The organism is Pelomicrobium sp. G1 (assembly GCF_051905455.1).
Classification (GTDB): Bacteria; Pseudomonadota; Gammaproteobacteria; order Burkholderiales; family UBA6910; genus Pelomicrobium.
The window spans coordinates 93,297-112,336 of sequence record NZ_JBQACR010000007.1; the positions used below are offsets into that span (position 1 = coordinate 93,297).

A 19,040-nucleotide genomic window follows, 5' to 3' on the forward strand; every position below is an offset into this window, starting at 1 on the left:
CGTCCCGCCCGATGACACCGGACGAGTACTGCGCCCAGAAAACCGCTCGGCGGGGTTCGGCACTCTACTACAGCCTGCGTTTCCTGGCCCAGGAAAAGCGCCGGGCGGCGACCGCCATCTACGCCTTCGTACGGGAAACCCAGGACGCGGCGCGGGATTGCTCGGACCCTGGCGTCGCCCGGGCACGCCTCGCCTGGTGGCGCACGGAGACCGCCCAAGCGTTTGAAGGCAAGCCCCAGCACCCCGTGGCCCAGGCCTTAGCGCGGGTGGTGGCCGATTACGCCCTGCCCCAGGAGCAGTTCCAGGAGATCATCGACGGCGTGGAGACGGAGCTGGCCGCCAGAGGCTTCCCCGACTTCAAGGCGCTCCAGCTCCACTGCCACCGCCTAGGCAGCACCCCCGCCGTCCTGGCGGCGGAAGTTTACGGTTACCAGGACCGGCGCACCCTCAAGTTCGCCCACGACCTGGGCCTGGCCCTGCAGCTCACCACCCTTGTGCTGGACGTGGGGGCGGAGGCGCGCCGGGGCCGCCTCACCCTCCCCGAGGACGAGCTGGCGGCCCACGGCATCGGCCCCCGGGAGCTCGTCTCCCGTCCCGCCGGGACCCGCGTGGGCGAATTCCTGGGCCGCCAGATCGAGCGCTGCGATCGGCTCTATGCCCAGGCCCTGGAAGAGCTTCCCCCGGCCGACCGCTGCTCCCAGCGGCCGGCCCTGGCCCTGGCGGCCATCGCCCGCGCTCTGTTGGACGAGATCCGCGGGGATCCCGCCCAAGTGCTCTCGGCCCGGGTCGATCTCACACCGCTGAAGAAACTCTGGATCGCCTGGAGGACCTGGAACTTCGGCTGACTCTCCCTGGACCTTTTTTCCTTGGCCTCTGCCATGAACTATCAGCCCGCCTCCGACCTGCTCGAGAACCGGGTGATCCTGGTCACCGGCGCCGCCCACGGCCTCGGGCGGGCGGCCGCCCTGGCCTTCGCTGCCCACGGCGCCACGGTCATCCTCCACGGCCGCAGGGAAGCGCCCTTGAATGCGGTCTACGACGAGATCGAGGGGGCCGGCTACCCGAAACCCGCCCTTTTCTCCCTGGACCTCATGAGCGCGGGGGAGACCGAGTTCCGGGCCATGGCCCAGGCCATCGGCGACCAGCTCGGCCGCCTGGACGGGATCCTGCACAACGCCGCGGAACGCTACCGGCCCGCGCCCCTGGAGCTGCAGTCCCTGGACCACTGGCTCGGGCACCTGCGGGTCAACCTGGCGGCGGCCGCCGCCATCACCCGGGTCTGCGCCCCCCTGCTCAAAGCCGCCCCGGACGCTTCGGTGGTCATGACCTCCGAGACCCACGGCCACCGCCCGAAGGCCTACTGGGGGGCCTTCGCCGTGTCCAAGGCCGGGGTGGAAGCCCTGGTGAAAATCCAGGCGCAGGAATGGGAGCTCCATCCCCAGCTCAGGATCAACGCGGTGATCCCCGGTCCGGTGCGCTCGCCCCAGCGGCTGGCCACCCATCCGGGGGAAGACCGCCGGCGGCTTCCCGGCCCTGCGGACCTGATGCCCTGGTACCTCTACCTCATGGGCCCCGACAGCCGGGGGATCACGGGAAGGGTCTTCGACTGCAGCCGGCCCGGGACGGACGGCGAGGGTTGAGCGGCAAGAACGAACGATCGCCGATCCCCCCGCGCCTCAAGCCTCCAGCAGGCGGCGAATATGGGGCGGGATGGGCATGGATTTCCTCACCCGCTGGTCCGCCCAGACGATCTTCGCCTCCCCGGTGGCGCACAGTTCCTCTTCCCCCTCCCGGCGCAGCTCGTAATAGGACATCAGGCTGGAGCGGCCCAGCTCGCCCGCGTACATGCGCACCTCCACCGTGCCCGGGAAGTCGAGCTGCTTGAGGAAGGCGCAGCTCGCGGTGACGATAACGGGCCCCTGCTCCGGCGCCACCAGGTCCAGGCCGAGCTCCTGCATCCATCCCACCCTCGCCTGCTCCATGAAGCGGAAATACACGGTATTGTTCACGTGCCCGTACGCATCCATGTCGCCCCAGCGGATCGGGATGCGCTCGATGTAGATCAGCCTGCGTTTCTTTTCCATGACGTGCCGCCGGTCAGAGGAAACCCGGGAGGGGTGAATTATAATGGGGCCGTCGAGGCCGGACTCGAAAATTTCTCCCCATGCCCGAGCGCGAGTCCCTATCCTATGACGTGGTGATCGTCGGTGCTGGTCCAGCGGGGCTCGCCGCGGCCATACGCCTCAGGCAACTGGCCCAGGCCCACGGCCACGAGGTCTCGGTGTGCGTGCTGGAAAAGGGCTCGGAGGTGGGGGCGCACATTCTCTCCGGCGCGGTGATGGACCCCCGGGCCCTGACCGAGCTGATCCCCGACTGGAAGGACAAGGGGGCGCCCCTCACCGTGCCGGTCAGCGAGGATCGGTTCCTTTTTCTCACGGAAAAAGGGTCTCTGCGGGTTCCTGATTCCCTTTTGCCCGCTTGCTTCAAGAACCAGGGCAACTACGTCGTGAGCCTGGGCAACGTGTGCCGCTGGCTCGCCAGGGAGGCGGAATCCCTGGGGGTCGAGATCTTCACCGGTTTCCCCGCGGCCGAAGTGCTCTACAACGACGAGGGCTGGGTCAAGGGCGTGGCCACCGGCGACATGGGCGTGGACAGGGAAGGCCGTCCCACGCCCCGCTACCAGCCGGGCATCGAGCTCCACGCCAAGTACACCTTCTTCGCCGAAGGCTGCCGCGGCCACCTGGGCAGGCAGCTCGAGGAGCGTTTCGGGTTGCGGGCCGGACGGGCCCCCCAGGTTTACGGCCTCGGCGTCAAGGAGCTATGGGAGGTGCAGCCCGAGCGACACCAGCCGGGTCTCGTGCTGCACACCGCCGGCTGGCCCTTGGATCCGGACACCTACGGCGGCTCCTGGATGTACCACGACGCCGATCGGCTCGTGTCCCTGGGGCTGGTAGTGGGCCTGTCCTACGCCAACCCCTACCTCTCCCCCTTCGAGGAAATGCAGCGCTGGAAGACCCATCCGGCAATCCGCGGTTTCCTGGAGGGGGGCAAGCGCGTCGCCTACGGCGCCCGAGCCCTCGCCGCCGGCGGACTCCAGTCCCTGCCCAAGCTCACCTTTCCGGGCGGCGCCCTGATCGGCGACGACGCGGGCTTTCTCGTCGCCTCCCGCATCAAGGGCAGCCACGCGGCCATCAAGTCGGGGATGCTGGCAGCGGAAGCGGCCTTCGAGGCCTTGAAGGCCGACCGGGCCGGGGTGGAGCTCACCGCCTACACCGAGGCCTTCCGCTCGAGCTGGCTGTACGAGGAGCTGTACCGCGCCCGCAACTTCAAGCCCTGGATGTCCAAAGGCCTCTACCTCGGCTCCCTCATGTTCGGGATCGACCAGCTTCTCTTCCGGGGGAAGGCGCCGTGGACCCTCCACCATCGCCGCGCCGACCACGAAACCCTGAAAAAGAAGACCGAGGCCGCGCCCATCGCCTATCCGAAGCCCGACGGGGTGCTCACCTTCGACCGGCTCTCGTCGGTGTACCTCTCCAACACCAACCACGAGGAAAACCAGCCCTGCCACCTGAAGCTGCGGGATCCGGAAGTACCGCTCAAGGTAAATCTCGCCCTCTACGACGGGCCCGAGAGCCGCTACTGCCCGGCCGGGGTCTACGAGTTCGTCCAGGCCGCAGGCAACTGGCGCCTGCAGATCAACGCCCAAAACTGCGTGCACTGCAAGACCTGCGACATCAAGGATCCCACCCAGAACATCGTCTGGGTGACGCCCGAAGGGGGCGGTGGGCCCAACTACCCCAATATGTGAGTCAAGCGGCCTTCCTGCGATTCGCCTCGAGCCGCTCGTCGATCAGGGCGACGAGGCGGTCGAGGGCCTCCCAGCGCATGCCCTTTTGGCGCGCGATCGCCTGAACCAGCCGGTCCACCCGTTCGATGTCTGTCGCCCCGGCGGCCACGGCCCGTGCCGCGGCCGAGGGGCTCTCGAGGGACAACGCCGCGCTGGCGTATTTCTCGAACGGCACCAGGTCTTTCTCGTCCGCGCCGAGGGACAGGCAAAGCTCCACCACCCATTCGTACACCGTCCGCGAGGCCGCCGGGTCGCCGTGCACGGCGTCCCGGATGGAACGCACTCCCTCCTCCGTCACGCAGCGGTAGTTGCCGGCGATCAGCATGGCCCACTTGGCGAGGGGCACGAACAGGGAGTCGTGGACCCTGAGCTTGACCGGCAGCTCGATGCTCTCCCCGTCCCCGTCGAACCGGGCCGCCTCGACGTCCGCCTCGAGCCCCCGCAGCAGGGCGGTGTGGGCCCCGGACTCGAAACGCGCCGCCTTAAAATTCGTCGGCAGCGTCACTTGCAGCACGTTGACCGGCTCCCCCGGGGGTCGAAACGCCTGGGGATCCGGGCTGCACAGGGTCATCAGAGGGGGATCGAAACCGTCCCAGACCGTGGCATCGGTGTAGCAGCTCCTGCACGCGTTCACATCGATACCCGGGAGGCGGGCGAGGTACGGCAGGGGCGGCATGTTCATGAGGGACAGGCACGGCACCCGGGACCGGGCGATCGCTTCCATGAGCTCCCGCACGCCGGGGGCCCGGTACTGGGGCTCCTGCATGGCCAGGACGATCAAGTCGTAGCCGGCCGGTTGGAATGCCCCGGGGCCGCCGGCGTAGACCCGGCCCGGCAGTTTTTTCGAGTTGATCTCCACCCGCCCCTCGCGTCCCCTGACCGGCAGGCGCACGACGGCGCCCGCCCGGTTGATCAGCTCCGCCTCCTCAGGCCGGCACACCAGGTCCACGTCGTGCCCCGCCAGGGCGAGCTTGGCGCCGAGGAGCGATCCATAGGATGCACCCAGGATGAGGATTCTGCGGGTTGCGCCCATGGGTGTCATATCCCCCTGATTGGAAATAGCAATCACTCTCGTTTCCTGCGCCGAGGAACCTCTGCAGGGCTCAAACGGCGGGAGGATCTCCGGCCGCCCGGTGCCGTTCAAAGATCGCCGAAAGGATTTTCGATGGTGCGCGGATCGCCCTGCAGCCGGCTCGGAAAGGTGCGCGGATGGCGCTCTTCCCGCCAGCAGCCGCACGCCCGGTACTCCCCGGAGGCGTCGCCGAAGGACGCCTCCTCTTCGACCGGCCGGGGGAGCCGGTCTTCGATGCTCTTCAACACTGCGCTCATCTCGGGTCTCCTCGTCCGCACTCGTGGCGCGGGCTTCCGCCGCTCTTTTCACGATATGAAAGAGCGACGCAACATATGATAGCGCAAGAAGTATAAGCTTGCCTTACCGTTTTTATCATTTTTTCTTATTCATTGAGCGGGCTCCATCAAAGACGGATTAAAGAGGCTTATTCGGCCATCAGCGGCCGACCCTTGACGCTGGACCAGCCTCGTCCAAATATGAGTAAAGGCGGAGTGGTCGTCCATGAAACCGCGCCGGCCCCGCCCCGACTAACCAACAAGCAGCCACCGACAGGAAAGGAGAAAATAGATGGCCCGGGAATACCTGCCCCTGCCTTCGCGCCACTTGAAGGCGAAAGCCACTTTCGCTCGGCCCACCCAGTATTTGCCTCCCCGCGTGACCCTGGACGACCCGGCGGTGGACGTGATGACCGACCTGAAACAGGTGGTGGCCGTCACCATCGACCCAGAGGCGAGCATCGAGAACGCGAACCGGGTCATGATCCGGCGGGGGGTGCGGCTACTCCTGGTGGTGGACGTGAACAACTACCTGCTGGGTATCATCACCGCCACCGACATCCTGGGCGAGAAGCCGATGCAATTCATCCAGTCCCATGGCGGCACCCGGGACGAAATCCGGGTGCGGGACATCATGACCCCCCATGATCAACTGGAAGTACTCAACATGGAAGACGTGCGGGTCGCCAAAGTGGGGCACATCGTGGCCACCTTGCGGCACGTGGGCCGCCAGCACGCGGCGGTAGCGGAAGTGGACGAGCACGGAAACGACGTGCTGCGAGGCTTGTTCTCCACCACCCAAATCGCCCGGCAACTGGGAGAGCCCATCCATACCACCGAAATCGCCCGCAGCTTCGCCGAGGTGGAGGCGGCCCTGGCCTAGCTGGCGGAGAACGCCAGGATTGGCTTTTTCGGCGAAGGGCGCTACCGGCGCCCTTCGCCGAGTCGCCGGTCGGTACCAAGGGGAACGCTGAACGAGCGGGGATATGCTTTCGGCTTCCCTAAGTCCTCACCAGCCCATGCTGGATCGCGTAGCGCACCAGCTCGGCGTTGCTCTTGAGCTCCATCTTTTCCAGAAGCCGCGCCCGGTAGGTGGCTACGGTCTTGACGCTCAGATGAAGCTCCTGGGCGATCTGGGCCCGGGACTTGCCTCCGGCGATGCGGCAGAGCACTTCCAACTCCCGGTCGGAAAGCTTCTCATGGGGTAACCGGGCTCCGTTCACTCCGCTGGCCAGGGCCAGCTTTTCGGCCACGACCTCGCTGAGGTACTTGCGGCCGCGGGCGACCTTGCGGATCGCGTCCAGCAGGCGGGTAGACTCGCACGCCTTGGTCAGGTAGCCGGCCGCTCCCGCTTTGATGATGCTAAGTGCAAACGAGTCTTCGGGGTAAGCGCTCAAGACCAGCACCGGCAACTTCGGTTTCTCGGCCCTGATCGCCTTTAGTACCTCAAGCCCGCTTTGATCTTCCAGCGGCAAGCCCAGGAGCGCCACGTCCCATTCCCGGTCCCGGGCCAGCCGCAGCGCCAGCCCGGCGTTGCCCGCCTCTCCGGTCACTTCCACGTCGGGCGCATCCGACAGGATGCGCTTGAGCCCTTCCCGCATCAGCGCCTGGCTTTCCACCAGCAGGAGGCGCACCTTCCCCTTTCCATCGGCTAAGCCGGCGCGATCTCCGGCGGGCCGTCCCATGCCTTCCTCGCCCTTCACGCGCTTCTTCGCGCCCCACGGCGAAATGTGCCGAAGAGTTTTACATTTATTTAGACATCCCCATGCCGCCGTCGTTCTGGCCTGTGCCCGGTGCGGCCCTTCCCCGGCGGAGCGTGTCCTCGGGTCCGTAATTCCACTATGGTAAAATTCGCGCCTTTTCAGGACACGCTATGAGCTCCCCGCGCCCCGTTCGCAACATCGCCATCATCGCCCACGTGGACCACGGCAAGACCACCCTGGTAGACAAGCTGCTCCACCAGGCGGGCGTCTTCGCCGCCCACCAGCAGGTGCAGGAGCGGGTGATGGACATGAACGAGCTGGAGCGGGAGCGGGGCATCACCATCCTCGCCAAGAACACCGCAGTGGATTACCAGGGCGTGCACATCAACATCGTGGATACGCCCGGCCACCGGGACTTCGGCGGCGAAGTGGAACGGGTGCTCTCCATGGTGGACGGGGTGCTGCTCCTGGTGGACGCGGTGGAGGGTCCCATGCCCCAGACCCGTTTCGTCACCCGCAAGGCCCTGGCCCTAGGCCTCAAGCCCATCGTGGTGGTGAACAAGGTGGACCGGGACGGGGCCCGGCCCGACTGGGTGGTCAACCGGACCTTCGAGCTGTTCGACAAGCTGGGGGCCAGCGAGGACCAGCTCGACTTTCCCGTGGTGTACGCCTCCGCCCTCCAGGGCTGGGCCAACGCCCGTTGCGTCGAGCCCCGTCCGGATCTGCGCGACCTGTTCGAGGCCATCCTGCGCCACGTGCCACCGCCCGCGGGAGACCCGGATGGAGCCCTCCAGTTGCGCATCTGCGCCCTCGACCACTCCTCCTATGTGGGCCGCATCGGCGTGGGCCGCATCGCCCGCGGGCGGCTTCGGCCGGGACAGGAGGTGGCGGTGCTGCGCCCGGAGGAAGCACCCCTCAAGGCCCGGGTTGGCCAGGTCTTCGGCTTCCGGGGGCTGGAACGCGTTCCCCTGCAAGAGGCGGCGGCTGGCGACATCGTACAGGTGACGGGCATCGAGACGGTGGCCATCGGCGCCACCCTGGCCGATCCCGAACGCCCCGAGGCGCTGCCGGCCCTGGCGGTGGACGAACCCACCCTCACCATGAGCTTCCACGTGAACACCTCGCCCCTCGCCGGCCGGGAGGGCAGGTTCGTCACCTCGCGTCAACTGCGCGAGCGGCTCGTCCGGGAGCTCCGCACCAACGTGGCGCTGCGGGTGGAGGACACCGAGGATGCGAACGTTTTTCTGGTCTCGGGCCGCGGGGAGCTGCACCTGACGATCCTTCTCGAGAACATGCGCCGGGAAGGCTACGAGCTAGCGGTGGGCCGCCCCCGGGTCATCACCAAAGTGATCGACGGCGGGGTGTTTGAGCCTTACGAAGCCCTCACCCTGGACCTGGAGGAAGCCCACCAGGGCCCGGTCATGGAGGCCCTGGGGCTGCGCCGCGGGGAGCTCCTGGACATGATCCCCGATGGGGCCGACCGCGTGCGCCTCGAGTACCGGGTTCCCGCCCGCGGCCTGATCGGCTTCCAGAACGAGTTCCTCAACTTGACCCGGGGCGGCGGCCTCATGAGCCACGTGTTCGACGGCTACGGCCCCATGAAGGCCGACCTCCCGGGTCGCCGCAACGGCGTGCTGGTGTCCCAGGAAAACGGCGCGGCGGTGGCCTACGCCCTCTTCAACCTGCAAGAGCGGGGACGGCTGTTCGTGAAGCCCGGCGACCCGGTGTACGAGGGCATGGTGATCGGCATCCACAGCCGGGACAACGACCTGGTGGTGAACCCCATCAAGGAAAAGAAGCTCACCAATATCCGCGCCGCCGGCAAGGACGAAAACGTCATCCTCACCCCGCCCGTGCAGCTCACTTTGGAGTACGCGGTGGAATTCATCGAGGACGACGAGCTGGTGGAGATCACGCCCAAGTCGATCCGCATCCGCAAGCGCTTCCTCAAGGAACACGAGCGCCGGCGCACGCGGAGGGCGGAGCAGGTTCCAGCGGCGTAGCCGCTGCCCGCTTCGCCCCGGGGCGAGGTCCGGGCATAATCGGGGCAACACCCCGTCGAGAACAACAATGGATGCCCCGAGTCCCCAGGCGACCATCCGCGCCGCCTCCAGCGCCGAGGTGTTCCGGGCTTTTCTCAAGCTGGGCCTCACCTCCTTCGGCGGTCCCATCGCCCATCTGGGCTATTTCCGCGACGAGTTCGTGGTGCGGCGGCGCTGGATCGACGAGCGCGGCTACGCCGACCTGGTGGCCCTGTGCCAGTTCCTCCCCGGGCCTGCCAGCAGCCAGGTGGGGCTCGGCATCGGCCTCACCAAAGCCGGGGTCGCCGGCGCGCTGGCAGCCTGGACGGGTTTCACCCTGCCCTCGGCCCTCGTCATGCTGGCCTTCGCCTACGGCGTGGAGAGCTACCGGGAGGCTTTGGGAAGCGGCTGGCTCCACGGCCTAAAGGTGGTGGCGGTGGCCGTGGTGGCCCAGGCGGTCTGGGGCATGGCCCGGGCCCTCTGTCCCGACCGGGAACGCTTCACCCTGGCCGCTGCCGCCACCTTGGTGGTGCTGGCGGTCCCCACGGCCCTGGGGCAGATCGGCGCCATCCTGGGCGGAGGGCTCGCTGGTTGGCTGCTGCTCAAGCCCCCGGAGACCCGGGGGCACGTGGAAATGCCCGTGCCGGTGAGCCGGGGCTTCGCGGCAGTGAACCTGGTCGCCTTCTTCCTGCTGCTCGGAGGGCTGCCGCTGCTGGCGGCGGCCACCGGGACGCCGGCGCTCGCCATCTTCGACGGCTTCTACCGCACCGGGTCCCTGGTTTTCGGCGGCGGGCACGTGATGCTGCCCCTGCTGCAGTCGGAGGTGGTGCCGCCGGGCTGGGTCACCACGGACGAGTTCCTGGCGGGCTACGGGGCCGCGCAAGCGATCCCCGGTCCCCTCTTCACTTTCGCCGCTTACTTGGGCGCCTTGATGGACCCCCTGGGCGGCGGGTGGCCCGGGGGGATTCTGTGCTTGCTCGCCATCTTTCTGCCTTCGTTTCTGTTGGTCTTCGGCGTCATGCCCTTCTGGGACCGGCTGCGCCGCATGCAAGGGATCCAGTCGGCCTTGATGGGCGTCAACGCGGCGGTGGTGGGGTTGCTCCTCGCCGCCCTTTATCACCCGGTCTGGACCAGCGCGATCCGCTCCCCCGGCGACTTCGGCCTGGGGCTCGTGGCTTTCGGCCTGCTCATGTTCTGGAAGCTGCCGCCCTGGCTGGTGGTGCTGCTCACCGCCATCGGCGGCGGCGCGATCGCGGCTATGGGCGGCTGAGGCCCATCGACACCCGCGCCGCCCGGAGGGGCGGCCCCAGGCCGAGACAACAAGGATGGCGGCTAACCGCCCAGCATCGCCCGCTTCAACTCCGAATCGGCGGGCCTGTCCCCCAGCCATACCTGGAGCAGCGCCGGGTAGAGGTCGTCGCCGGCCACCGTGCCCCGCACCTGGCCGTCGGCGCTCACCCGGGTGCCCTGCCCGGGCAGGTCGTCCAGCAGGATCACCGTCCCGGTCTTGATTTCCTTCTCCGCCGTGAGGAGCTCGACCAGCGCCTGGATCCGGGGCTCGAGCGCCTCGAGCTCCGCCGCGCTGTGGTTGTTCTGCAGGCCTTCCTTGAGGGCGGAGGCGAGCGCCGCCGAATCCAGGTCCCGCAGCATGTGCATCCACACCCGCTTCGGCCCCGGCCCGGAGATCGCCGCCCGGGCGTCCGCCGTCCTGGCCGGGAGATAGAGCGCGGCCACGTACACCTTGAAAAACAGCCGGGTGCGCACGCCGGCGCCGTTGAGCACCAGCTCCACTTCCCCCACCCTCGCCGTCTCCTCCACCTTCACGCCGGCCACTTCGGCGCCCTGGGCCCAGGTGGCCATCACGAGAAGCGCGGCGAGCGTGCCGCCGAGCCATCGGGTCATCGGATTCCACCTCATTGGTTTCCGCCGTGCCTCTGCCGCCCCCGGATTGAAGGAGCGGTTACAGGGCCTCGAACACGCCGGCGGCCCCCATGCCGGTGCCGATGCACATGGTCACCATGCCGTACTTCTTTTTGCGGCGCTTGAGGCCACACATCAGGGTCGCGGTGCGGATCGCCCCCGTCGCTCCCAGGGGGTGCCCCAGGGCGATGGCGCCGCCCAGGGGATTCACCTTGTCCGGATCGAGGCCCAGGTCGCGGATCACGGCCAGCGCCTGGGCGGCGAAGGCCTCGTTCAGCTCGATCCAGTCCAGGTCCTCCTGCCGGAGGCCCAGGCGCGCGAGCACCTTGGGGATCGCCTTCACCGGGCCGATACCCATGATCTCGGGGGGCACGCCGGCCACCGCGTAGCCCAGGAAGCGGCCCATGGGCGTCAAATTGAACCGCTTGCAGGCCGCGCCGCTCGCGAGCAACACCGCCGCCGCCCCGTCCGAGGTCTGGGAGCTGTTGCCTGCGGTGATGGTGCCCCGGGCGGCGAAGACGGGCTTCAACCTGGAGAGGGCTTCCAGGGACGTCTCCCGCCGGGGCCCCTCGTCCAGGGAGACTTCCCGGGTGTCCCGGTGGACCTCCCGGTCTTCGAGCCCCGGGCGCTTTTCCACCACCGTATAGGGGGCGATCTCGTCCCGGAACTCGCCCCCGTCGATGGCGGCGACGGCTTTCTGGTGACTGCCCAGGGCGAAGGTGTCCTGGTCTTCCCGGCTCACCTGCCAGCGGCTCGCCACTTTCTCCGCTGTGATCCCCATGCCGTAGGCGATGGCCACGTGCTCGTTCCCGGCGAAGATGTCCGGGTTATAGGACGGCTTGTTGCCCCCCATGGGCACCATGCTCATGCTCTCGGTGCCGCCGGCGATCATCACCTGGGCTTCGCCCAGGCGGATGCGGTCCGCCGCCAGGGCCACCGCTTGCAGCCCGGAAGCGCAGAAGCGGTTGATGGTCATGCCCGGCACCGAGTCGGGCAGCCCCGCCAGCAGAAGGGCGATGCGGGCCACGTTCAATCCCTGCTCCCCCTCCGGCATGGCGCAGCCCACGATCACGTCCTCCACTGTCGCCGGGTCCAGGCCCGGGGCCCGCTGGAGCACCGCCTTGAGCACGTGGGCCAGCATGGCATCCGGGCGCACGGTCTTCATCATCCCCCGCGGCGCGCGCCCGACCGGCGTGCGGGCCACCGCCACGATGTACGCGTCTTCGACTTGCCTGGTCATGATGAACCTCCGAATCAATTCCTCAGGGGTTTGCCGGTCTTGAGCATGTGCTCGATGCGGGCCTGGGTCTTCTCCGTGGCCAGCAGTTCCATGAACGCTTCCCGCTCCAGGTCCAGGAACCACTGTTCGTCCACCGTGCTGCCTGGGCTTAACTCTCCGCCGCACAGCACGTGGGCCACTTTGCTCCCCACCAGGAAATCGTGCTCGGAAATGAACCCCCCCTCCAAGAGGTTCACCATGTGGGCCTTAAAGGTGGCGATGGCGGACTCCCCGGCCACGGGGATTTCCTTGGGCCGCAGCGGCGGCCGATAGCCCGCCTCGGCCAGGGCCCGCAACTCATGCTTGGCCGCGTGCAGGAGCTCGAAGCGGTTCATCACCACCGGGTCGCAGGGGCTCAGGTAACCCAGATCCCGGGCGTGCTCGGCGCTCTTGCCCACCTGGCCGGTGGCGATGGTCTCGAAGGCCCGCTTGAGGAACGGGAACAGGTCGCCCCCCTTGGCTTCCCGGGCCGCCCGCAGGGCGAACTCCTTGCACCCTCCGCCTGCGGGCAAGAGCCCCACGCCCACTTCCACCAGGCCGATGTAGCTCTCCAGGGAAGCGACCGCCCGGTCGCAGTGCATGACGAACTCGCAGCCCCCGCCCAGGGCCAGGCCGTCCACCGCCGCCACCGTGGGCACCAAGGAGTACTTGAGCGCCTGGGTGGTCTCCTGGAATTGCTTCACCACCTTCTCGATTCGCGCCAGCACAGGGGCCTGGAGCTTGTCGGCCACATTGAGCTTGCGCGCTGCCTTCATGAGAAGACTCGCCGCTTCCCGCTTGAAGCGCTTCACCATCTTGTCCAGCGCGGACGGCGGCTCGCCTTTGTTCTTCATGCTGTCCGACACCTTGGCCAGGTTCGCGCCCACCGAGAAAGGCGGCTCGGTCTGCCAGAGTATGAGGCCCATGAAGCGGCGCTCAGCCTCGTCGATGGCCCGCAGGGTCCCCTCCAGCACGTCGTCGCCGATGGCGTGCATCTTGGTCTTGAACGAGAGGATGGCGATGTCATCCCCCGTGTGCCAGCAGCGCACCGCGTCGGTCTCGAAGATGGTCTCCCCGTAGCGCACCTCCTCGCCGATCACCCGGTCCGGGAACGGCTGGCGCTTGTACACGGGAAGCGTCGAGCGCCCCCGGTAGGCGTTGGCGCCGGGCGAATAGGAGCCCTGGGCCGCGTGCACGCCGGTGCGGTTCGGGTCGGTCGCCCAGCCGGGAAGGGGCACGCCGGCCATGGTCTTGCCGGCAGCGATGTCCTCGCCGATCCACTTCGCCACCTGGGCCCAGCCGGCCGCCTGCCAGATCTCGAAGGGACCCCGGTCCCAGCCGAAGCCCCAGCGGATCGCCAGGTCCACGTCCCGGGCGCTATCGGCGATCTCCGCCAGGTGCACCGCGCAGTAGTGCCAGGCGTCCCGGTAGATGGACCAGATGAACTGGGCCTGGGGGTGGCTGCTCGCGCGCAGCCGGGCAAATTTCTCCGCCATGTCCTTGCCCTTCAGGATCGCCACCACCTCCTGGTCGGCCTCGGCATCGGCCGGCACGTAGTCATTCTTCTTCAGGTCCAGGACCTGGATGTCGCTGCCCACCTTCCGGTAAATTCCCCGCCTGGTCTTCTGCCCGAGCGCGCCCTGGTCGATCAGCCCTTGGAGCCACCCGGGGATCTGGTAGTACCGGTGCCATGGATCGGTGGGGAGTGCCTCCCGCATGGTCTGCACCACGTGGGCGAAGGTATCCAGCCCGACCACGTCCGCCGTGCGGAAGGTGGCGCTCTTGGGCCGCCCGATGAGGGGTCCGGTGAGCTTGTCCACCAGGTCGAAGCGCAGGCCCAGCCGCTCGGCGTGGTGGAGGGTGGCGAGGAGCGAAAACACCCCCACCCGGTTGGCGATAAAGTTGGGCGTGTCCTTGGCCCGGATCACCCCCTTGCCCAGGGTGGTGACCAGGAAGCCCTCGAGGGCGTCCAGGATCGCCGCGGCCGTCGCCTGGGCGGGGATCAGCTCCACCAGGTGCATGTAGCGCGGCGGGTTGAAGAAGTGCACGCCGCAGAAGCGGGGCCGCCGGTCTTCGGGCAGTACCTCCGCCAGCCTGTTGATGGAAAGTCCCGAAGTGTTGGTGGCGAGAATCGCCTGTTCGGAGAGATGGGGCGCCACCTTGCGGTAGAGGTCCGCTTTCCAGTCCATGCGCTCGGAGATCGCCTCGATCACGAGGTCGCACTCTCGCAGAAGCGCTAGGTGCTGGTCGTAGTTGGCGGGCAAGATGTGAGCGGCGTAGCCGGGGAGCGCCAGGGGGCTCGGGTCCAGCTTTTTCAGCCCTTCGATCGCCTTGAGGACGTGGGCGTTGGGATCGCCTTCCTTGGCGGCGAGCTCGAACAGGATGGGCTCGACCCGGGCGTTGGCCAGATGGGCGGCGATCTGGGCGCCCATCACGCCAGCGCCCAGCACCGCCACCCGGCGGATCCGGAGGTTTTCAGCGGTTGTCATGATCAGAAGGTATGGGAGAGCTGCACCCCGATGATGTCCACCTTGTTGTCATATTCGCCGCGCACCGTGGTGGTGAAAGCCGGCGCGCCCGGGATCGGCTCCGTTTTATTGATGGAGGAATCGCGCACGAACAAGTGCGCGTAACCCACGTCGATGGCCGTGCCCGGGGCGAACCGGTACTGGGCGCCGATGGCCACCCAGTAGCGGCTTTCGTCCGGAATGCGCACCGTGCGGAACGCGTCGGGCACCGGCGTCTCGTCGTAGGCCACGCCGGCGCGGAGTTTCCACGCCTGGCTGTGCCGGTAGTTCACCCCCAGGGCGAAGCGCCAGGAGTCGTCCCAGTTCTCGGGGGTGGAGCTTAAAAGGGCGCCCGTGTCGCGGTTCACGATGTCGAGCCGATCGAACTTGCTCCAGTTGGTCCAGGCGACGTCCCCCAGCAGCTCCCACCGGGGATTGAGCTGGTGCACGAAGCTCAAGGTGACGATGTCGGGCAGGGTGACTTCCGCCTTAGCCGGCGTGGTTCCCGCGGGGGACGTAAGGTTGCCCTTCACCTTGTGCTCGATCTGGGACTGATACGCGAGCCCCAGTCGGGTCGACGGCGTCAACTGGTGCAGGATTCCCAGAGAAAAGCCGAAGCCCCAGTCGTCCCCCTCCACCTTGGCCTGCTGGGCGCCGGTGGGATCCAGGGGATTGACCGCCGTCGTCAGTTCCGCGTCGGCCCGCTGGGCCCGCAGGCCCAGGCCCACCGAGGTGGTGGTATTGATCCGGTAGGACACGGTGGGGGTGATGGCGATGGTTGTCAGCTCGGACTTGATGCCCTGAAAGCGCCCGATCCAGTCCGGGTCGTATTCCGTCTTCAAGCCGAAGGGAGCGTTGATGCCGAGGCCGACGGTCCAGTCCGGATTGAGCCCATGGGCGTAGTACAGGGCCGGCAGGAGCGCCCAGTCCCCGGCGTCGCCCCCGTTGTTGGTGCCCAGGATGGTGGGCACGGGAAAGGTGGTGGACGAGCCCTGGTTGTTGAACTTGGCGGAAGGCCGGATCGCGTTGACCGACACGGCCAGGTCGCGGCCCTTGAGGGCGCTCATTCCCGCGGGGTTGAAGTAGACGGTGCTGGCGTCCTCGGCCGCCGCCGCCGTGCCGGCGTAGGCGTTGCCCAGGCCACTGGCGTTCTGCTCCAGGAGCTGGAACCCGGCGGCCGTGGCGCCCCCCGCGAATCCCGTCAGGAGCCCCGCCACTCCCAGCCCTGCCCATAGCGGTGTCGTGTTTTTCTCCATTGCTTCATTCTCCTCTCTGGGTGCAAGTCGATGTTCGATTGCGGCCTGCTGCACCGGGACAGGCCCGCGATCCCTGAAACACCCATACCGAAGGCCCGCTCGGACCCTCCCTCACGCCGCCTCTGGCGGCACCACCCGGGGGCGGCGCTTCTCGTCCACCGCCACGTAGGTGAGGGTGGCTTCCGTGACCTTGACGCACTCTTCCTCCGCCGGGTTGCGCTGGGCGTAGACCTGCACGTCCACGGTGATGGAGGTCCTCCCCACCCGGACCACTTCCGCGTACAGGCTCACCAGGTCTCCGACGAACACGGGCTGCTTGAACACGAAGGAGTTCACCGCCACCGTGGCCACCCGGCCCCGGGCGCGGCGCATGGCCGGGATGCTGCCCGCGATGTCCACCTGGGACATGATCCAGCCGCCGAAGATGTCGCCCAGGTAGTTGGCGTCCGAAGGCATGGGCACCACTCGCAGCACCGGCTCCCGCCCCTGGGGTAGCCGCTGGGTTTCCTTCTGCTCCGCCGTCATGGTCAGTGGCCTTTGTATAGAGCAGCGACGACGTCCCCGTGACGCTCCAGCACTTTGGCGCGCCGCACCTTCATGGTGGGGGTCAGCATGCCGTTCTCCACGGTCCACGGCTCGAGGAGCACGGCGGCTCGCCGGACCTGGGCGTAGCCCGGAAAGTCTTTCACCTGCCGGGCGATGCGCTGGAGGATCACCGCCTCGAGCTTCTCGCTGCGCAGATCCGCCTGGGAATGGGGATTGAGCCCAAGCTCCCTCGCCAGCGCTTGCCAGCGGTCGGGGTTCAGCACCGCCAGCACGGAAAGGTACGGCCGGCCCTCGCCCAGCACCATCACCTGTTCGAACAGGGGATCGCGCAGGATGGCCGTCTCCATGTCCACCGGCGGCACCTTCTCCCCCGTGGAGAGCACGATGATGTCCTTGAGCCGGCCCGTGATGTACACACGGGTCGCCTCGTCCAGGCGGGCGGTGTCGCCCGTGTTGAGCCAGCCGTCCTCGCTCAGCACCGCCCGGGTGGCCTCCTTGTTGTTCCAGTAGCCCAGCATGACATTGGGCCCGCGCACCAGGAGGGCTTCCTTGTCCCCCAACCTGACCTCGACTCCCGGCAGCGGTAGGCCCACGCTCTCAGGCACGTTGTCGTCCAGCCGGTTGGCGGTGACCACGGGGCTCGCTTCGGTGAGCCCGTAGCCCTGGAGCACCGGCAGCCCGAGGCCGATGAAGACCCGGGAGATCTCGGGCGAGAGGGCGGCGCCGCCGCAGATGGCCGCCCGCACCCGTCCTCCCAGCCGCTCCAGCACCTTGTCCGCCACCAGGCGCTTGAGCACCGGCCAAAGGAAGTTCATGGGATGCAGAGCCCCCCGTCCCTGGGCGTGCTCGAACCGGGCGTAGCCCACCTCCACCGCCAGCTCGAACAGCTTGCGCCGGGGGGCGGGCGACTCGGCGAGCTTCTGGCGGAGGGCCGAATAGACCCGCTCGAAGATGCGCGGCACCGTGATGAGCAGGGTGGGCCGCACCTGCTGGAGATCCTCCCCAAGCGACTGCACCGAGCGGGCGTAGGCTACCGGCGTTCCGGACATGATGGCGAGGTAATAGCCCACGGTGCGCTCGAAGGTGTGGGACAGGGGCAGGAAGGAGAGCATCAGGTCCTGGGTGGTCACCTCCATGGTCTTGAGGCAGGCCGCGGCGTTGCTGAGAATGTTGCGGTGGGAAAGCATTACCCCTTTGGGCCGCCCGGTGGTGCCGGAGGTGTAGACGATGGTGGCGAGGGCATCGGGATCCACCGGCAGGCTGCGGGCCGCCCCGGCCCGATCGGGCAGCCAGTCGTCCACGGCCATGAGCCGCGAATCGTCCCCGGCGCCCCCCAGGGGCTTCAAGCTCAGCAACCGCACCAAGCCCTCGAGCTGGTCCTTCACCTCCGCCAGCGCCTGCCATTGCTCCATGCCCTCGAAGAGCAGGAGCTTGGCCCCCGAGTCCCGCACCACGTAGGCCACGTTGTCCGGGCGGTCGGAGGTGTAGAGGGGCACCACCACCAGCCCGAGCCCCAACGCCGCCTGGTCGAACTTCACCCAGGCGGTGCCGTTGGGCAGCATGATGGCGACCCGGTCGCCGGGCTTGAGCCCGTCCCGCCCCATGGCCGCCTGCCAGCGGGCGACCTCCGCCTCCATCTGGTTCCAGGTGTAACCCTGCCAGGCGCCCGCGGCGGGATCGTATTCCCGGTAGGCGACGGCTTGCCCCGAGCGGGCCACGCGGGCGCGGAACAGCGCGGAGAGGGTCGTCGCCTCCTCCAGGGGAATGATGTCCACGTTGGCGAATGCGGGCCTGTCCATGGATCCCTCCTCAGTCGACGAACAGATCCGGAAACAAGGATTGTCCGGGGTTCACGGCGTAGCCCTGGAAGTCCTCGACACCCTCGGCCCGCAGCACGTCCTCGTCGAGGAAGAAGTTGCCTGTCACCCGCCGGCTGTCCTGGGTGACGATGGCGTAGGCGGCGTCGGCCACGATGGCCGGCGTGCGGCTGCGGGCGAGGAGCTGTGGCGGGAAATTGAACTCGATCGCCGCCGTGGCGATGATGGTCTTCGGCCACAGGGAATTCACGGCGATCCCGTCGGGGGCGAGCTCCGCCGCCATGCCCAGGGTACACAGGCTCATCCCGTACTTGGAGATGGTGTAAGCCAGGTGGTCCTTGAACCAGCGGGGGTCCAGGTTGAGGGGCGGCGACAGGGTGAGGATGTGGGGGTTCACCGAGCGTTTGAGATAAGGCACGCAAGTTTGCGACGCGGCGAAGGTAGCGCGCAGGTTGACCGCCATCATGAGATCGAAGCGCTTCATGGGCGTCTCCAGCATCCCGGTGAGGGAGATGGCGCTGGCGTTGTTCACCAGCACGTCGATGCCGCCGAAGCGCTCGGCCGCCCGTTCCACGGCCTGCCGCAGCGCCGCGTCGTCGCGCACGTCGAGCTGCAAGGCGAGGGCCCGGCCGCCCTCGCGCTCCACTTCCTCCGCTACGCTATAAATGGTCCCCTTGAGCTTCGGATGGGGCTCGGCGGTCTTGCCGGTGACCACCACCTGCGCCCCGTCCCGGGCGAAGCGCAGGGCGATCTCCCGGCCGATGCCGCGGCTTGCGCCGGTGATGAAGACCGTCTTGCCTTTCAGTGTACGCATGTTT

The 19,040-nt window shown here is 67.9% G+C and carries 17 protein-coding genes; 6 read left to right on the forward strand and 11 right to left on the reverse strand.

The genetic code is table 11. The features are described from left to right. The first annotated feature begins 11 nt into the window (after nt 1–11). Together hpnD and ACTFO6_RS08625 are read left to right on the forward strand one after the other, a co-directional pair. On the forward strand, nt 12–845 hold the full coding sequence (gene hpnD / locus ACTFO6_RS08620; protein WP_439934044.1) for a presqualene diphosphate synthase HpnD: 834 nt from the start codon (nt 12–14) through the stop codon (nt 843–845). Between the two features lie 33 nt (nt 846–878). Further along, nucleotides 879–1,640, forward strand: coding sequence for an SDR family NAD(P)-dependent oxidoreductase (locus tag ACTFO6_RS08625; protein ID WP_439934045.1), 762 nt, complete (start codon nt 879–881; stop codon nt 1,638–1,640). Nucleotides 1,641–1,676: 36 nt separating this feature from the next. Here ACTFO6_RS08625 and ACTFO6_RS08630 read toward each other — a convergent pair whose 3' ends face one another. Further along, nucleotides 1,677–2,084 carry an acyl-CoA thioesterase gene (locus tag ACTFO6_RS08630; protein ID WP_439934046.1) on the reverse strand — a complete coding sequence of 136 codons (408 nt, stop codon included), beginning with the start codon at nt 2,082–2,084 and terminating at the stop codon, nt 1,677–1,679. Between the two features lie 80 nt (nt 2,085–2,164). Between ACTFO6_RS08630 and ACTFO6_RS08635 the strand changes: the two genes are divergently transcribed. Continuing rightward, nucleotides 2,165–3,808, forward strand: coding sequence for an electron transfer flavoprotein-ubiquinone oxidoreductase (locus ACTFO6_RS08635; RefSeq protein ID WP_439934047.1), 1,644 nt, complete (start codon nt 2,165–2,167; stop codon nt 3,806–3,808). A 1-nt stretch (nt 3,809) separates the two neighbouring features. Here ACTFO6_RS08635 and ACTFO6_RS08640 read toward each other — a convergent pair whose 3' ends face one another. Next, a complete protein-coding gene (locus tag ACTFO6_RS08640) occupies nt 3,810–4,880 on the reverse strand; it encodes a ketopantoate reductase family protein (RefSeq protein ID WP_439934048.1) in 1,071 nt (356 codons plus the stop codon). 107 nt (nt 4,881–4,987) lie between these two features. Next, nucleotides 4,988–5,176, reverse strand: a complete 189-nt coding sequence (locus tag ACTFO6_RS08645) for a hypothetical protein (protein WP_439934049.1) — start codon at nt 5,174–5,176, stop codon at nt 4,988–4,990. A gap of 310 nt (nt 5,177–5,486) precedes the next feature. Here ACTFO6_RS08645 and ACTFO6_RS08650 point away from each other — a divergent pair, with 310 nt between their 5' ends. Next, complete coding sequence (locus ACTFO6_RS08650; protein ID WP_439934050.1) at nt 5,487–6,077, forward strand: CBS domain-containing protein; 591 nt, start codon at nt 5,487–5,489, stop codon at nt 6,075–6,077. Nucleotides 6,078–6,195: 118 nt separating this feature from the next. Here the strand turns inward: ACTFO6_RS08650 and ACTFO6_RS08655 are convergent, their stop codons facing one another. Next, on the reverse strand, nt 6,196–6,828 hold the full coding sequence (locus tag ACTFO6_RS08655) for a response regulator (RefSeq protein ID WP_439934051.1): 633 nt from the start codon (nt 6,826–6,828) through the stop codon (nt 6,196–6,198). A gap of 239 nt (nt 6,829–7,067) precedes the next feature. Between ACTFO6_RS08655 and typA the strand changes: the two genes are divergently transcribed. Both typA and chrA read left to right on the forward strand, forming a co-directional pair. Continuing rightward, on the forward strand, nt 7,068–8,900 hold the full coding sequence (gene typA, locus ACTFO6_RS08660; RefSeq protein WP_439934052.1) for a translational GTPase TypA: 1,833 nt from the start codon (nt 7,068–7,070) through the stop codon (nt 8,898–8,900). Nucleotides 8,901–8,967: 67 nt separating this feature from the next. Then, nucleotides 8,968–10,188 carry a chromate efflux transporter gene (chrA, locus tag ACTFO6_RS08665; protein WP_439934053.1) on the forward strand — a complete coding sequence of 407 codons (1,221 nt, stop codon included), beginning with the start codon at nt 8,968–8,970 and terminating at the stop codon, nt 10,186–10,188. 62 nt (nt 10,189–10,250) lie between these two features. On the opposite strand, the gene ACTFO6_RS08670 is transcribed toward chrA, so the two are convergent. The 7 genes from ACTFO6_RS08670 to ACTFO6_RS08700 form a co-directional block, all read right to left on the reverse strand. After that, complete coding sequence (locus ACTFO6_RS08670) at nt 10,251–10,820, reverse strand: chalcone isomerase family protein (RefSeq protein ID WP_439934054.1); 570 nt, start codon at nt 10,818–10,820, stop codon at nt 10,251–10,253. Nucleotides 10,821–10,878: 58 nt separating this feature from the next. Next, entirely contained in the window at nt 10,879–12,078 is a 1,200-nt protein-coding gene (locus ACTFO6_RS08675; protein WP_439934055.1) for an acetyl-CoA C-acyltransferase, read from the reverse strand. 14 nt (nt 12,079–12,092) lie between these two features. Further along, on the reverse strand, nt 12,093–14,585 hold the full coding sequence (locus ACTFO6_RS08680) for a 3-hydroxyacyl-CoA dehydrogenase/enoyl-CoA hydratase family protein (protein ID WP_439934056.1): 2,493 nt from the start codon (nt 14,583–14,585) through the stop codon (nt 12,093–12,095). 2 nt (nt 14,586–14,587) lie between these two features. Beyond that, a complete protein-coding gene (locus tag ACTFO6_RS08685) occupies nt 14,588–15,859 on the reverse strand; it encodes an OmpP1/FadL family transporter (RefSeq protein ID WP_439934057.1) in 1,272 nt (423 codons plus the stop codon). Nucleotides 15,860–15,970: 111 nt separating this feature from the next. After that, nucleotides 15,971–16,384 (reverse strand): acyl-CoA thioesterase, encoded by a 414-nt coding sequence (locus tag ACTFO6_RS08690; RefSeq protein ID WP_439934058.1) that lies wholly within the window; start codon nt 16,382–16,384, stop codon nt 15,971–15,973. Between the two features lie 2 nt (nt 16,385–16,386). Further along, on the reverse strand, nt 16,387–18,204 hold the full coding sequence (locus ACTFO6_RS08695; RefSeq protein ID WP_439934059.1) for an AMP-dependent synthetase/ligase: 1,818 nt from the start codon (nt 18,202–18,204) through the stop codon (nt 16,387–16,389). A gap of 10 nt (nt 18,205–18,214) precedes the next feature. Further along, nucleotides 18,215–19,036 (reverse strand): SDR family oxidoreductase, encoded by an 822-nt coding sequence (locus ACTFO6_RS08700; RefSeq protein ID WP_439934060.1) that lies wholly within the window; start codon nt 19,034–19,036, stop codon nt 18,215–18,217. Nucleotides 19,037–19,040: the final 4 nt, after the last annotated feature.